Genomic DNA, 15132 nt, shown 5'->3' on the forward strand with positions numbered 1-15132 from the left:
TCTTCCGGAATTTTGTTTCTATCATAAAACTTTCGTTGTTCCGACAAAGTGAATCTGTTCTCAAAAAGGTTGCAACCGGACTTAAAGTCCGTTTCCAAGAACGATTGGTAGAATCTGGTTTTATCAAAGAAAAGCGGATCTTTTGCTGGAAAGTGAGTTTTTTGGATCCGCGAATTCTAATCCATCTTTGTCCTAAGACATAAAATGTAGGAACTCACACATTTTCGAATGATAAGATTTGTCCCAAAACTGGGACAGAACCTTGCCGCTAGATCCTACTGACAAAGTAAAATAACGTTTTGGGACAGGCTCTAAGTAGGATTCCGATTCCTACGAAAAAAGGAACGGGACGTTATTTGCGGGAACTCACACAGAATATTACAATTTTCTAAAACGGAATTCTTTCTTTGGAGAGGTTTTAAGATCGTCCCTGAAATAAAAAAAGGCGCCCTGACGGCGCCTTTTTTATTCTCAATGAGAAAAACTGTCTTTTAATCCAGACGGAAACGATCCATAGGAAATTTCTGGGTCACTTCTTTGACTCCGCCTTTTACTTTGGTTCGATTCTTCTCGTCGTTCGGATTGTCGAGGAAGTCGCAGATCAGATTTCCTACGACTTCTATATCCGAAGGTTTGAGTCCGCGCGTCGTAAGCGCAGGAGTTCCCAGACGAATGCCGGATGCGACGGCCGGAGGATTCTTATCAAATGGAATCGCGTTCTTGTTTACTGTGACTCCCACTTCGTCAAGTCCGTCAGCGGCCTGAGCTCCGGTGAGTCCTTTTACGGAAACGTCCAGAAGAACGAGATGGTTATCCGTTCCTCCGCTTACGACTCTATAGCCGCGTTTTACGAAAACTTCCGCGAGTGTTTTAGCGTTTGCTAATACGGTTTCGATATAAGTTTTGTATTCTGGTTGAAGCGCTTCTTGGAAAGCCACAGCTTTTGCCGCGATGACGTGCATCAGAGGTCCACCTTGGATTCCGGGGAAAACCCGCGAGTTGAGTACTTTCTCATTCTCTAATGAGGAAAGAATGAGTCCTCCTCTTGGTCCTCTCAGAGTCTTGTGAGTCGTAGTCGTGACGTAGTCGAAGAGTCCGACGGGAGAAGGGTGATATCCCGTGGAAACGAGTCCGGAAATGTGCGCGATGTCGGCCATAAGTTTGGCTCCGACTTCTTTTGCGATTTCCGCGAACTTTGCGAAGTCGATGGTTCTCGCATAAGCGGAAGCGCCCGCAACGATCAACTTAGGTTTGTGTTCTCTCGCGAGTTTTGCGATTTCATTGTAGTCGATCGTTTCGGTTTTGGGATCCACTCCGTAAGGAATCGGTTTATAATAGCGACCGCTGATGTTCACCGGTGAACCGTGAGTTAAGTGCCCGCCGTGCGCGAGATTCATCCCGAGAAAGGAATCTCCCGGTTCCAAACAGGCTAAGAAGACGGCCATGTTTGCTTGAGCTCCGGAGTGAGGTTGCACGTTTGCGTATTCCGCTCCGAAGAGTTTTTTTGCCCTTTCTATCGCAAGGCTTTCCACCGCGTCCGCGTTGACGCATCCGTTGTAGTATCTTTTTCCCGGATATCCTTCCGCGTATTTATTGGTGAGCGTGGAAGTGTACGCTTCCAGAACCGGTCTGGAAACGAAATTCTCGGAGGCGATCATTTCCAGGTTATTTTCCTGTCTTTCGTCCTCTTTTTTGATCGCTGCATAGATTTCTGGATCTGCTTTCGGAAGAAACTGCATCGTGGCCCTTCTTTTCTAACGGATTTATGAAGTAGAATGGAACCCGATCAATCTCTGAGGATGAAATCCATCCTCGAATACTTGTTCTCAAGGAGAGTTTTCGCTTCTCTGAGAATCAATTTTGTAAATCGGAGATCCTTCTCTGTGTCCATTCTGGAAAGGCCCAGGGATTCGGCAAATACATGAGATAGGTCTTGGCCAAATTTTAGGGTGGAAAAATGCGCGGGGAGGGCGGTGACGAAGTCGGAATGTTTTCGATTCTTTCTGTATTCCGGTTCTTCGGGCGGATGTTTGAGAAGTCCGGAGACCCTTTCGATGAGGGAAGGTCTTAGGATCAATGTGCCATGATGGACGACCGCGCCCTTTTTTCGAAATTGTGCGTTTCCCGAGATCTTCTTCTCCAATCCTTGATCGATCACCGCAAGATCCGATTTGCCTCTGAAAGAAGCGTCTAACGTTTGTTTTTTCAAAGACGAGATCACAAGACTTAAAAAATAATCGTAGGATTCCTTCACTTTGTAGAGTTCCGGTTTTACGTCCAAGGAGATGAAGAAGGTAAAATTTAGATTCTCTTCCGGATGATGAACTACGGTTCCTCCGCCGCTCGCTCTTCTTACGATCGCCGGCGAAGAATTTTTCCGAATGATTTTTTTGTTTCTGAGAACGGATTCTTTTCCCGCGTTTTTTTCGGATTCTAAGAACGGATTTAAAATTTCAGATAGGACCGTCTCTTCCGGTTTTTCAGAAAGTCCGACTACTATGGAGAATGGGTTTTTCCAGATTCGGAGTCCGGCTCCGTATCCGGAGGAGACGAGATGAAGTCCTATAGCTTCTTCGATGGCGAGGTTGTATGTTGCGCTTCGCTTTGAGTTTTGAAAAAAGGAAAAAGTTCGCATTTGTTCTTCTTTGCAGTATCTGAGATTTCTTTTTTTTCCGCAATCGGTTTGCGGTGGGAAATGTGTGAGTTCCTACTTTTTCAATTCAAGGAGGATCTGTCTGCTAGAATGGAAATGTATGAGTTCCTACTTTTAGGTGACAAGGCAGGACTTGACTATTGTTCCAACAAACTTTCCAAAGAAGAATTTCTATTGCGGAAAAAATTGAATTCAGAATTTGGAAAAATTTTTTCGAACTCGATTCTTATTGTCAGATGCGAGTAGGGGAGAAGTCCGGCTCGATTAGTTTCTTCCTAATTTAAATTGAAGATGGCATTTTACGGTCGGCCATTCGTTCGAAATGATGCTGTAGACCGCAGTATCCCTCAGGGTTCCATTTGGCATTTTCCTATGATTTCGAATGACTCCGTCCAGGCTCGCTCCGAGCCTTGAAATCGCTTTTCGAGAAGCCTCATTGAGTTTATGAGTTCTGAATTCGATCGCTATACAATCCAGATTTTCGAAGGCGTGTTCTAAAAGGAGGAGTTTGCATTCCGTGTTTACAGCGGTTTTTTGAGCTTCTTTGCAATACCAAGTTGAACCGATTTCCATTCGATTTGCAAATTTTTCGATATTCATAAAGCGGGTGCTTCCCAGAATTTTTTGATCTTCTTTGCGTTTTACGACGAATGGAAGAGAAAGTTTTTCGCTTTCTTCCGCGATTGCTCTTTCGATCCAAACCTTCATTTCTTCCGGAGAAGGAACGAGCGTAAACCAGAGCTTCCAAAGTTCTCCGTCTTTTACCGCTTCTATTAAAGAATCCTTATGTTCCATTCTCAAAGGATGAAGTTCTACGTGTTTTCCCGAGAGAATGATCGGTTCCGGAGGGTAAGAATGTTTCATCGTATTTTTAATCCTCTCTCCTGAAGAATTTTATGTGAGTTCCTACTTTTTCCGTCTCAGAGAAAGTTTTCCTTTCAAAGCTGCAAACGAAGGAGTTCCTACTTTTTTTCGTCTCAGAGAAAGTTTTCCTTTCAAAGCTGCAAACGAAGGAGTTCCTACTTTTTTCCGTCTCACGCCAACCGGGTAAGAATCATTCCTCCGACGAATACTGACTCGAAGCGTCCTTTAAGAATTTCTTTTCCTTTCTGGAAAGAGAATCCATTCCGCTCTTCGAAATCTTATCCAGAAGAAGATCCACTTCCTCTCGAACGTGAATTTTGCGATTCATCTCTTCTTGCCACTTTTTCATTTTTCTTTTTTGAAGATAACGACTCAAAGAAAGAGAAGCAGGAATTTTGGACTTAAGTTTATTATAATAAAAGAAATAAAGGGCGCCTCCGATCGCTCCTCCGGCGTGTGCCATGTGCGCGATATTCCCACCCGGACCGGAGAACGCGATGATCAGCATCAGGATGACGACCATGTATTTCGCCTTTAGGGGAAAAAATCCCATGAATAACAATTCCTGATTCGGCCAGATCAGGGCGAAGGCGACAAGAAGACCGTAGATTCCTCCCGAAGCTCCGATGATGGTGCCTTGGTGCCATCCTAAAAGATGTAAGGTCCACGGAAAAAAACCGCCCATAAAACAGGAAAAGAGATAAAACTTAAGAAAGTTTTTTCCGCCCCAATGACTTTCCAAAATGGATCCGAACATCCAGAGAGAAAACATATTGAACAGGATATGAAAGATGTTCTGAGCGGAATGTAAGAATGCGTAGGTAATAAACTGCCATACGTAGTAATGATCGGTGATTAGGTCCGGCGTTAATCCGAAATAGAGAGTGAGATAATCTCCCACCGTCCAAGAAAGCAGGAGTTGAATCGCAAAAATTCCCCCGTTTAAAATCAAGAGAGTCCGAACTACGGGAGTCAGCTCCGGTCCGATCCGATTGTAGATTCCAGTCATAGGGGAACATGATTTCTCCTTAGAATTCGGGAGACAACCGTAAAACGATTTTTCTTTCCTCTCTTATCTTTGACAGAATGCGCGAGATCGAAATCCTGGGTTCAAGGTGATCATTCAGCTTTACGGAACTCGAGGTTCGATTTCCGCCCCTCTCCGGACTACGGAATACATTCAAAAATTGATTCAAGTTCTGGAAATCGTCCGGGACGGAAATCCGAACGTCCTCTCGGATATCGAGAAATTTATTTCCAGTCTTCCGCCTTATCTTACTCACGTGGTGGGCGGTAATACAACTTGCTTATCCGTTGTTCTTTCTTCGGGAAGAAGAATCGTGATCGACTGCGGAACGGGAGTCCGGGTTCTCGGCGACGAACTCATGCAGGAGAAATTCGGAAAAGGCGAGGGAAGAATCACATTATTCTTCACTCACACTCATTGGGATCATATTCAGGGGCTTCCTTTTTTCAAACCCTTGTATATTCCGGGGAATGAGCTCCATTTTTATTCTCCTTTTCCCGATCTTTCGGAACGTTTTGAAAAACAGCAGTCCCCCGAATTCTTTCCCCTTCCATTTTCCGCCCTCGCATCCACGAAACTCTTTACCTGTCTGAGCCCTGGCGAAACTTTGGATTTAGAAGGGGATTGTAAGGTGAGCGTTTATCCTCTCAAACACCCGGGCGGGTCTTTTGCCTACCGGCTGGAAGAGAAGGGAAAGGTCTTTATTTTCGCCACGGATGCGGAATTTACCGGAGAGGATTTTGCATCCGTTTCGGAGATGAAGCCTTTTTTTCAAAACGCGGATCTTCTCGTCCTGGATTCCCAATATACTCTGGATGAATCCTTCCAAAAATTTGACTGGGGACATACGTCCTACACGATGGCCGTAAACTGTGCGGTTGCTTGGAATGTGAAAACTCTGGTTCTCACACATCACGAACCCGCGTATGCGGACGACGTTTTGGACATCATTCTCCAGGAAGCGCGGGCGCACGCGGTCGCGCTTGGAAATCATACTCTCAAGATCGAACTCGCCGTAGAAGGGAACGAATATAAACTATCATGATTAAAAGTATCGGACTTCATAGAACTTCGCGAGCCTTGCTCGTCATCGCCCTCTTAGGAGGTCTTTTTTTCGGTTATATTCTTTCCGAAGTGGACGAAGGGGGAGAACTCGCGATGCTCGCTTCGTATCAACCCACGACTCCGACAAGACTCTACGATATCAACGGAGTCGTCTTCGCGGAACTCTACAAACACAAGCAACAACTTCTCAAATACCAGGACATCCCTCCTCACGTCGTGCAGGCGTTTCTTTCCGTGGAGGACAATAACTTCTTCAATCACTTCGGGATCGACTTTATGGCGATTCTCCGCGCCGGGATCGTAAACGTAGTTTCTGGAAGAATCAAACAGGGTGGCTCCACTCTCACTCAACAGCTCGCCAAAACCGTTTTACAAAACAGAAAACGTTCCTTTGCCAGAAAATTCATCGAGGCTCTTTTTACTCTTCAGATCGAACAGGAATATTCAAAAGAAGAAATATTAGAAATTTATTTTAATCTAATTTATTTAGGACACGGAACCACCGGGATCGCTTCCGCGGCCGACGTTTACTTTCAAAAAGACGTGAGCGACTTGGACATAGCCGAAGCGGCGATGCTCGCAAGACTTCCGAAGGCTCCCGTAAAATATTCTCCGTTTAAGAATCCGGCGATTTCGAAAAACGCGCACCTCGGCGTTCTCAAATTGATGGCTTCTCAAGGATATATCCCCGAAGACAAAGTCCAGAGCATTCACGACGATTTCTGGAATAAATACTGGCCCGTGGTCATCACAAAATCTCCGTCTCAATCGACTTGGGGCAATCGTCTGAACAAGGCTCCTCACTTCACGGAGTATGTTCGTCAAAAGCTCGAAAAAGAATTGGGCGAAGACAAGGTTTATACCGGCGGCTTAAAAGTTTATACGACTCTCGACGCGCGCAAACAGGAAATCGCTCAGGAAGAATTATCCAAGGCGATCAAAAAACACGACGACCTCGTTTCCGGAATTACGGTCAACTATTCCGGCGGAGCGGATCGAGGTCTGGTCGGACTTTATTATTTGATGGGATCCATTTTCCCCGTAGGAATGCCGTTTGTCAGTAAGTTGGACGAAAAGGCGAACTACCGAGTCGCCCTTGAAAGGGAGCTCATCGACGCCGCCGACATTCTTACCATTCTCACTCCGGGTGAAAACGAATCCGCGGCGATCGGAGAATTCCAAAAACAAACCGCCGTCTTCGGAAAGAATCTTCACGTAGAAGGCGCGGCGATTACGATCGAACCTTCCACTGGTTACATTCAAACCATGGTCGGAGGTTACGAATTCACTCCGAAGAATCAGTTCAACCGCGCTACGATGGCGAGACGTCAGACCGGATCCGCGTTTAAGCCGTTCGTCTACGGAGCCGCGATCCAAGAACGTGTGGTAGGAAGCGGAACCGGAATCATGGATGCTCCTCTGACCACTCTTACCGAAGAAGGAGAAGGTTGGTCTCCTCAGGATTTCGACGGGGACTTTCTCGGAATGGTTCCTTTGTCGAGAGCTCTTTCCTTATCTTTGAATATCGTTTCGGTCCAGGTTTTTCTGAGAACCGGACCGGACGCGGTGATCGATTTTGCCGCAAGACTCACGGGAGTCAATCCTTCCCGTTTCCCTTCGAGTCCTGCGCTCGCGCTCGGGATCGCGGAACTTACTCCTTTAGAGATGGCTCTCGGTTATGCGACGATTGCGAACAAGGGAAGACGGGTAATTCCATTCTCCGTTCGTTACGTGATCGATCAGAGCGGGAACGTCGTCTACAACGAAGAGTCTAAAGTTCAGGAGGAACTTCAGAGACAAGCGAAGGATGGAAGCATCCAAGTTATCTCCGAAGGAACGGCCTACATTCTTAAGAAAATGCTCATAAACGTTGCGATGGCGGGAACCGCCGCGATGGGACTCAGAGATCCCGATAAGGGAAATTACCGGGGGATCGCCGCCGGAAAGACCGGATCCACTTCTTCTTTTACCAATGCCTGGTATTGCGGATTCGATCCGAATTATACGACCGTAATCTGGCTGGGTTTCGATAAGAGTTCGATTTCCTTAGGAAGAGGTCAGGCTGCTTCGGTTCTTGCGGTTCCGATTTGGGGAAGAATGTACAATCGCTTTTACGGCGGAGAAAATTATCCGACCTTCGGCGAAGACATTATGCCGGAAGAAGTGCAAGGAGGAGGAACCTGTGCTTACAACGGTTTGTCTCCGAAACCCGGAGTATGTCCCGTAACTCAGAACCTGACCTTAAAACCGATCACCGTCGCCGGAGTTACAAAGGCGGTAATGGGAAATCGTCAGTGTGACGGAGAAAGAGATCATCACAAGTCCATGGATTTTAGAGAATTCTTACAGAAAGAATATCAGATCAGTGATGAAGAATTAGGCAAAACCGATCGGAAGTTCAAACCAAGGACGGAATAATTCCGTTTTGGAGAATTTCGTTTACAGAATTTTTTCGTTTATAAGGATTGAAACCGAGGCCGGCCTTATAGAGCATCTTAAGCCTCCGAAAAGGAATCATACATGTCTGTAGAAATCAAGGTCCCCGAAATGGGGGAATCGATCACGGAAGCAACCATTGCGAATTGGGTAAAGAAAGAAGGAGAACAAGTAAAACAGGACGAAATCCTTCTGGAACTGGAAACCGATAAGGCGACCATGGAAGTTCCCGCTCCGTCTTCGGGTGTTCTTCAAAAAATTCATAAGAAGGCGGGAGACACTGTAAAAGTAAAAGAGATCATCGGTCTCATCGACTCCGCGGCCGCCGCCTCCGCTCCAACCCCTTCCTCTTCTCCGACTCCTTCAAAAACTACTTCGACACCGGTCTCAAACAACGGCAGCTTAAACGAAACTCTTCCTCCTGCGGTCCGTAAGCTGATCGATGACAACGGACTCAGCGCGTCCGCAATTTCCGGTTCGGGTAAGAATGGACAGATCACAAAAGAAGACGTCTTAAAAGCGATCGAAGCAAAAACTTCCGCACCGACTGCAGTCGCGGCGAAAACGGCTCCGACTCCCGAAATTCCTAAGGCTGTTCCGGTTGCGAACCGAGGAGATCTTCCGAGAGAAAATACGGTTCCGATGTCCCGTCTCCGCAAAGTGATCGCGGAAAGACTCGTTTCCGCACAACACAACGCGGCGATTCTCACTACTTTCAACGAAGTCGATATGAGCGCCGTGATGGAAGTCAGAAATCGTTACAAAGATAAGTTCAAAGAAGCGCATAACGTGGGTCTTGGGTTTATGAGCTTCTTCACCAAGGCTGCGATTCACGCTCTCAAGTCGATTCCGGCGATCAATGCCGAGATCCGTGGAACCGATATCGTTTATAAGAATTACTATGATATCGGAGTCGCGGTGGGCGGACCGAAGGGACTTGTGGTTCCGATCGTTAGAGACGCGGATCTCTTGAGCTTTGCAGGCGTGGAACAGGAAATCGGAAGACTCGCCAACCGGGTCAAAGACGGAAAGATCGAACTCGCCGAAATGGAAGGCGGAACTTTTACGATCTCCAACGGCGGGATCTACGGATCGATGATGTCCACTCCTATCTTAAATCCTCCTCAGAGTGGAATTTTAGGACTTCATAATATAGTAAAACGTGCGGTGGTGGTGAACGATCAGATCGTAATCCGTCCGATGATGTATCTCGCTCTTTCCTACGATCACAGAATCGTGGACGGAAAGGAAGCGGTTACGTTTCTCGTGAAGGTAAAGGAAGCGATCGAGGATCCTACTCGACTTTTACTCGAACTTTAATGAAAGAGGAATCATGTCAGCAGAATTTGACGTAGTCGTGATCGGTTCGGGACCGGGGGGCTACGTTTGTGCCATCCGTTCCGCTCAGCTCGGTTTAAAAACCGCAATCATCGAAAAAAGAAAAACCCTCGGAGGCACCTGCCTCAACGTGGGTTGTATTCCTTCCAAAGCGCTTCTGGATTCTTCGGAAGAATATCATAAGACTCTCCACAAGTTGGACGTTCACGGAATCACGGTCGGAAAAGTCGATCTCGATCTAAACAAACTTATGAATCGTAAGGATCAGATCGTGAAAGAAGTCACGGACGGCGTTGATTTCTTAATGAACAAAAACAAAATCAAACGTTACGAAGGTTTCGGCAAGGTTCTCTCGGCGAGTAAAGTGGAAGTCGCGTTGAACGACGGAACCAAAGAAGTCCTCACCGCCAAACACGTAGTGGTCGCCACTGGATCGGTTCCGATCGATATTCCCGGTTTGACCGTGGACGGAAAGACGATCATCACATCCGATCACGCGATCGACATTCGTAAACTTCCGAAAAAAATGATCATCATCGGAGCAGGAGTGATCGGTCTCGAACTCGGATCCGTTTGGTCCCGACTCGGAACGGCGGTAACCGTCGTTGAATTCTTACCTGGATTAATTTCCAACGTGGATCGTCAGATGGGCGCGTTATTAGAACGTTCTTTGACTTCGCAAGGAATGGAATTCCTATTTGAACACAAGGTCAAAGGCGCGACGGTTTCGAAGACCGGTGCTAAAGTCACGATCGAAGATTCTAAAGGAGAATCGAAGGAACTCGAAGCGGACGTAGTTCTCGTCGCGGTCGGTCGCCGTCCTTTTATCGAAGGTGTAGGTTTGGAAGAAGCGGGCGTCGCACTGACTCCGCGTAAACGAATTCAAATCGACGGACATTTCAGAACCTCAGTTCCCGGAATTTACGCGATCGGAGACGCGGTCGACGGACCGATGCTCGCGCATAAAGCGGAAGAAGAAGGCGTCGCGCTCGCGGAACTTATCGCCGGACAATCGGGGCACGTCAATTACGATGCGGTTCCTTACGTCATATATACTTGGCCGGAAATGGCTTGGGTTGGAAAAGGCGAAGAGGAATTGAAGGCCGCCGGAATCGAATACAAAACCGGAAAGTCCTTATTCCGTCCGAACGCCCGTGCGAAAGCGATGAACGAAGCGGAAGGACAAGTTAAAATATTAGCGGATAAAAAAACGGACAAGATCCTCGGAGCGTTTATATTCGGACCGAGGGCTTCCGACATGATCGCAGAATTGGCGGTCGCAGTGGAATTCGGCGCGTCTGCGGAAGACGTCGCGAGAAGTTTTCACGCGCACCCGACCTTGGCGGAAGTGATCAAAGAAGCGGCGATGGCGGTGGATAAGTGGGCGATTCACGCGTGAATCGATTAGGTAGGTTTCAAGTATGAAAATAGAAAAACTCATGGCACTTTACGGGGAGAACGGCGCTCTCCTTGAAGAACTTTACGATCAATACAAGATCAATCCCGACTCGGTGGACAAAGAATGGAAACTCTTCTTTCAAGAAGTGGATACCAACGGTCTTGCGAATGGAAACGGTTATTCCAACGGAAATGGGAACGGAAAATCAGCGGTCGCCACTTCCTTTACGGACGCTCAAGCCGGTTCGATCCGGGAGATGGGGATCATCAACCTCCTCAACGCTTACAGAAGACAAGGTCACTTGGCGGCGCAATTGGATCCTCTCGGAATTCAAAAGCCGAATCGTACTTTTATAGATTCTAAACTTCACAGCATTTCTCCCGCGGATTTGGAAACCGTCGTGGACAGCGATACTTTAGGAAGAGTTAAGCTGAAAGAGATCGTGGACCTTTACGAAAAGGTTTATTGTAATACGATCGGCGCGGAACACTTCTACCTCGTGGACGACGTGGAAAGAGAATGGCTTCAGAAAAAGATGGAGTCTCCGGAATTCTTGGCGCCGATTCCTAAAAGCACCAAACTCAGACTTTTTGAAAAATTATTCCAAGCCGATTATTTCGAAACATTCCTCGCAAAAAAATACGTTGGTAAAAAAAGATTCTCCCTCGAAGGAGGAGAATCCTTCATCCCTCTTTTGGATACGATCGTAGAAGAAGCCGGACATCATCAGATGGACGGACTCGTGATCGGGATGGCGCACAGAGGAAGGCTCAACGTTCTTGTGAACATCATCGAAAAACCCGCGTCACTCATCTTTGCCGAGTTCGAGGAGAAGACCGACAAAGATAACCTGAGTTATGCGGACGTAAAGTATCACTTAGGATATTCCAACAGCAGAATGACAAAAGCAGGGAAAGAAGTGAAACTTTCCCTCGCGTTCAACCCGAGTCACTTGGAATGCGTCAATCCGGTCGTAACGGGATCCGTACGCGCGCGTCAGGGTTTGATCGGGGACAAGGATCGCGCGAAGTATATGCCGATTCTGATCCACGGGGACGCGGCGTTTGCTGGACAAGGAGTCGTTGCAGAAACGCTCAACCTGATGAATCTGGAAGGTTATACGACCGGCGGAAGTTTTCACGTAGTGGTAAACAACCAGATCGGATTTACAACCTTGCCGGACGAATCCAGATCCACGTTGTATGCAACCGATCTCGCAAAAGGATTTCAGATCCCGATCATTCACGTAAACGGAGACGATCCCGAGGCGGTTTACAGAGTCGTAAAACTCGGCATGGAATACCGTCAGAAGTTCAAAAAAGATTTCATCATCGATCTAGTTTGTTATAGAAGACTCGGTCACAACGAAACAGACGAGCCTGCGTTCACACAACCTAAGATGTATTCGATCATTAAGAATCATCCTCCAACGGTGAATCTTTACGAGAAAAAACTCGTAGAAGAAGGCGAGATCGCTCAGGAAGATTTGGACTTTATCAAAAACGGTTCTATGCACGGACTCGAAGATTCTTTCCAAAGAGCGAAAGAACAAGACGTAAAGATCAGGGTCGATACAATGCAAGGGGTTTGGTCCAAGTTCTCCAAGGTATCGTTGGATTCCGAGCCCGCGACAAAACTTCTGAAAGAGCAGATGCAAGGAATCGTCCAGGCTTTGACTTCCGTGCCTCAGGGTTTCACTCCGAATTCTAAACTCGTAAAACTTCTCCAGAGCAGAAAGGAAATGGCGGAAGGAAAAATTCCCGTGGATTGGGGTTTTGCGGAAGCTCTTTCCTTCGGTTCGATTTTGGAAAGCGGTTTTAGAATCCGTCTTTCCGGACAGGATTCTCAGAGAGGAACGTTTTCCCACCGCCACGCCGTGCTCGTGGACACGAACACAAACGAAAAATACATTCCTTTGAATCATATTTCCGGAAAACAAGCAAAGGCGGAGATCATCAATTCCTCACTTTCCGAATTTTCGGTTTTGGGTTTTGAATACGGTTATTCTCTGGCTGATCCGAATGCCCTCGTGATGTGGGAAGCGCAGTTCGGGGATTTTGCGAACAGCGCGCAGGTGATTTTCGATCAATTTATTTCCAGTTCGGAAGTAAAATGGCAAAGACTTTCCGGTCTTACGATGCTGTTGCCTCACGGTTACGAAGGCCAGGGACCGGAACATTCATCCGCAAGACTGGAAAGATTTTTACAACTCTGTGCGCTCAACAACATGCAGGTTTGTAATCTCACAACGGCCGCTCAGTATTTCCATTTGCTCCGAAGACAGATGCTTCGAAATTATCGCAAACCTCTCGTAATCGTAACTCCGAAAAGTTTGCTCCGTTTTCCGGCGTCCCTTTCTCCTGTGGAAGATATTCTGCAGGGCGCGTTTAAGGAAATTCTCGTGGATGACAGCGGATCTAAGCCCGACAAGATCGAAAAAGTAATTTTCTCCGCAGGTAAAGTATATTATGATTTAATGAAATACCGAGACGAGAATAAAATCAAAAACGTGGCTTTGGTCCGTGTGGAACAAATCTATCCTTTCGCGGGTAAAGAAATCGAAAACGCAGTCGTGAAAACGTTTAAAAACGCGAAACAATTCGTATGGTGTCAGGAAGAGCCGAAAAACCAAGGAGCTTGGTTCTTTGTAAGAGAAAGAATCGAGGACTTGCTTCCTTCCGGTATTCGTCTGACTTATGCGGGAAGACACGAATCTCCGAGCCCTGCGGCCGGACATATGAAGTTGCATTTACAGGAACAAGATCAACTCGTTCTGGACGCGTTTCAAGCGTAAGAATAAAGTAGAATCAAAAGAAGAATTTTGCGATTCTTTAAAAAAGCCCGAGATGTTACCCTCGGGCTTTTTTTATGAAAACTTCAGCGGAAGTTTTTAGTTTATTTTCGTACAATAGATTTCGAATGCGATCGCGCCGATCGCCGGCGAGTTTCCCGGGTCGAGTTGTGCTACGATCGGGCAATTTGAAAATCGAAGTCCGTAATTTTTCGAATCGTTTTTCGTGATTGTTACCGCGCATTGAGTCGATACCCTGTAAGTATCTGCGGGAAGGTTTACGTAGAAATCGATTTGCCCTCCTCCTCCCGGTCCTACGATCACTCCGGAATTCTTACTAAAATCAATCATAGAGTTTCCCGTGTCCACGAGGAGGTCCGGACCGGCGGAGGCCGCGATTCCGTTTTTGCTACAGAGTGTGTTTCCGAGAGAATATGTCTGCCCTTGCATTTTTAACTCCGCGGTATTCAGAGCGATTTTCGGTTCGATGATTTCTTTGTTAGGCGCAGATTGTGCCGCTAACGCAATCAATAACGTGAGATCATCGTTTTCTTTCTTCCCATCCCCGCAGGTTACGGTCAAAAAACCTATCAAGGTAACTAACGTAAAAAATATTTTTTTCCGCGTTTGCATCGAATGTCCTCCGTAAAAAAGCATTCCCGCCTTTTATACAGAAGGACATTTGTAAAGGAGGAAAACGCCAAGGAATCGAAAGAATCGTTTGTCGATGGTTTCTCTCTTTTTACCGTTTATTCCGCAACGAAATTAGGAATCTAACCTTTGTTAGGCGAATGACGAAAGGAAAACGTCCTAATTTGATGAAAGTCGTATTTTGATTTATTCCTAACGCGCTCGTTAGATCGTTTTTGTTTCAAAGGTCTCGTTTCGAATAGAAGCGTTCTGATATCGAAGGTATTTTATCGAATCGTAACTTTTGCCTTGGAGCTAATTTGTTTCTTGTAAGATCATTTCGCGGTCATCGACGATCACAAAGTGGAAGAACCGGTTTCCTTTCTCAACTTAAACGACAACACCGTGGAAGGAATTTTAAAATCGGGATATCCTTTGCTCACGGTTCAGTATCACCCGGAAAGCGCGCCGGGACCGAACGATTCCAGATATCTCTTTCAGAAATTTTACGATCTCGTTGAAACTACAAAAAAAGGTATATGACATGGCAGAATTTCCGCAACTCCCCGATCGAATTCTTGGACTCCCTGTGGGCAAAGATTTTTCAGTAGAAGCGTTGGTAAAAGACGTATGGAATCCGGAAACGGACGATCTTTTCCCGCCTAAAAACTTCCTCGGCCTTGGATACGGCGTGAACTTTTACGCTATCGCAAGAAAGACCGGAATCCTCTAAAACAAAGCGCTCGTTCTAAAAAATTTTAGAATTTTATTTTTAGAACGAGTTTGATTTTCGCCCCCTTCTTCCCCCTCAAGATTCTTGCTAAACAATTTCATGTCAGTGATATTCGATTTGTTGGAGTTCCTACAAACCAAAGTTCCAGAAGTTATATCACGAGTTGTATCGGCGGAGGAACGGCCGATCTTCAGAT

Annotated in this window: 11 protein-coding genes and 2 pseudogenes; 8 read left to right on the top strand and 5 right to left on the bottom strand. The window is 46.5% G+C overall.

Translation table 11 applies throughout. The features are described 5' to 3' along the window. Positions 1–491 precede the first annotated feature (491 nt). The 4 genes from glyA to CH376_RS07465 form a co-directional block, all read right to left on the bottom strand. Positions 492–1739 (bottom strand): serine hydroxymethyltransferase, encoded by a 1248-nt coding sequence (gene glyA / locus CH376_RS07445; RefSeq protein WP_100785920.1) that lies wholly within the window; start codon positions 1737–1739, stop codon positions 492–494. A 47-nt stretch (positions 1740–1786) separates the two neighbouring features. Then, positions 1787–2635, bottom strand: coding sequence for a lipoate--protein ligase family protein (locus CH376_RS07450; RefSeq protein WP_100785921.1), 849 nt, complete (start codon positions 2633–2635; stop codon positions 1787–1789). A gap of 282 nt (positions 2636–2917) precedes the next feature. Further along, on the bottom strand, positions 2918–3517 hold the full coding sequence (locus tag CH376_RS07460; protein WP_100785923.1) for a GNAT family N-acetyltransferase: 600 nt from the start codon (positions 3515–3517) through the stop codon (positions 2918–2920). Positions 3518–3707: 190 nt separating this feature from the next. After that, complete coding sequence (locus tag CH376_RS07465) at positions 3708–4526, bottom strand: rhomboid family intramembrane serine protease (RefSeq protein WP_100785924.1); 819 nt, start codon at positions 4524–4526, stop codon at positions 3708–3710. Between the two features lie 106 nt (positions 4527–4632). Here CH376_RS07465 and CH376_RS07470 point away from each other — a divergent pair, with 106 nt between their 5' ends. The 5 genes from CH376_RS07470 (at position 4633) to CH376_RS07490 (ending at position 13576) form a co-directional block, all read left to right on the top strand. Beyond that, positions 4633–5589 carry an MBL fold metallo-hydrolase gene (locus CH376_RS07470; RefSeq protein ID WP_100785925.1) on the top strand — a complete coding sequence of 319 codons (957 nt, stop codon included), beginning with the start codon at positions 4633–4635 and terminating at the stop codon, positions 5587–5589. Continuing rightward, positions 5589–8027 (top strand): penicillin-binding protein 1A, encoded by a 2439-nt coding sequence (locus CH376_RS07475; protein WP_100786022.1) that lies wholly within the window; start codon positions 5589–5591, stop codon positions 8025–8027. Before CH376_RS07470 ends, CH376_RS07475 begins: the two co-directional genes overlap by 1 nt. Positions 8028–8129: 102 nt before the next feature. Next, positions 8130–9365, top strand: a complete 1236-nt coding sequence (gene odhB, locus CH376_RS07480) for a 2-oxoglutarate dehydrogenase complex dihydrolipoyllysine-residue succinyltransferase (RefSeq protein WP_100785926.1) — start codon at positions 8130–8132, stop codon at positions 9363–9365. A 13-nt stretch (positions 9366–9378) separates the two neighbouring features. Then, entirely contained in the window at positions 9379–10782 is a 1404-nt protein-coding gene (lpdA, locus tag CH376_RS07485; protein WP_100785927.1) for a dihydrolipoyl dehydrogenase, read from the top strand. Between the two features lie 22 nt (positions 10783–10804). Continuing rightward, complete coding sequence (locus CH376_RS07490) at positions 10805–13576, top strand: 2-oxoglutarate dehydrogenase E1 component (protein ID WP_100785928.1); 2772 nt, start codon at positions 10805–10807, stop codon at positions 13574–13576. Between the two features lie 96 nt (positions 13577–13672). Here the strand turns inward: CH376_RS07490 and CH376_RS07495 are convergent, their stop codons facing one another. Next, positions 13673–14206, bottom strand: coding sequence for a hypothetical protein (locus CH376_RS07495; RefSeq protein ID WP_100785929.1), 534 nt, complete (start codon positions 14204–14206; stop codon positions 13673–13675). Between the two features lie 336 nt (positions 14207–14542). On the opposite strand from CH376_RS07495, the pseudogene CH376_RS07500 reads away from it, so the two are divergent. The 3 genes and pseudogenes from CH376_RS07500 to CH376_RS24830 form a co-directional block, all read left to right on the top strand. Beyond that, positions 14543–14746: pseudogene (locus tag CH376_RS07500) on the top strand (glutamine amidotransferase-related protein); the annotation flags it as partial. A 1-nt stretch (position 14747) separates the two neighbouring features. Next, positions 14748–14936 (top strand): hypothetical protein, encoded by a 189-nt coding sequence (locus CH376_RS07505; RefSeq protein ID WP_069606587.1) that lies wholly within the window; start codon positions 14748–14750, stop codon positions 14934–14936. Positions 14937–15043: 107 nt separating this feature from the next. Beyond that, a pseudogene (locus tag CH376_RS24830) lies at positions 15044–15132 on the top strand (serine/threonine-protein phosphatase); the annotation flags it as partial.

The organism is Leptospira adleri (assembly GCF_002811985.1).
In the GTDB taxonomy this organism is placed as follows: Bacteria; Spirochaetota; Leptospiria; order Leptospirales; family Leptospiraceae; genus Leptospira; species Leptospira adleri.

Excerpts from the sequence above, each read along its gene's own strand:
- glyA (WP_100785920.1), bottom strand. The coding sequence starts at position 1,739 with ATGCAGTTTCTTCCGAAAGCAGATCCAGAAATCTATGCAGCGATCAAA.
- CH376_RS07450 (WP_100785921.1), bottom strand. The coding sequence starts at position 2,635 with ATGCGAACTTTTTCCTTTTTTCAAAACTCAAAGCGAAGCGCAACATAC.
- CH376_RS07460 (WP_100785923.1), bottom strand. The coding sequence starts at position 3,517 with ATGAAACATTCTTACCCTCCGGAACCGATCATTCTCTCGGGAAAACAC.
- CH376_RS07465 (WP_100785924.1), bottom strand. The coding sequence starts at position 4,526 with ATGACTGGAATCTACAATCGGATCGGACCGGAGCTGACTCCCGTAGTT.
- odhB (WP_100785926.1), top strand. The coding sequence starts at position 8,130 with ATGTCTGTAGAAATCAAGGTCCCCGAAATGGGGGAATCGATCACGGAA.
- lpdA (WP_100785927.1), top strand. The coding sequence starts at position 9,379 with ATGTCAGCAGAATTTGACGTAGTCGTGATCGGTTCGGGACCGGGGGGC.
- CH376_RS07490 (WP_100785928.1), top strand. The coding sequence starts at position 10,805 with ATGAAAATAGAAAAACTCATGGCACTTTACGGGGAGAACGGCGCTCTC.
- CH376_RS07495 (WP_100785929.1), bottom strand. The coding sequence starts at position 14,206 with ATGCAAACGCGGAAAAAAATATTTTTTACGTTAGTTACCTTGATAGGT.
- CH376_RS07505 (WP_069606587.1), top strand. The coding sequence starts at position 14,748 with ATGGCAGAATTTCCGCAACTCCCCGATCGAATTCTTGGACTCCCTGTG.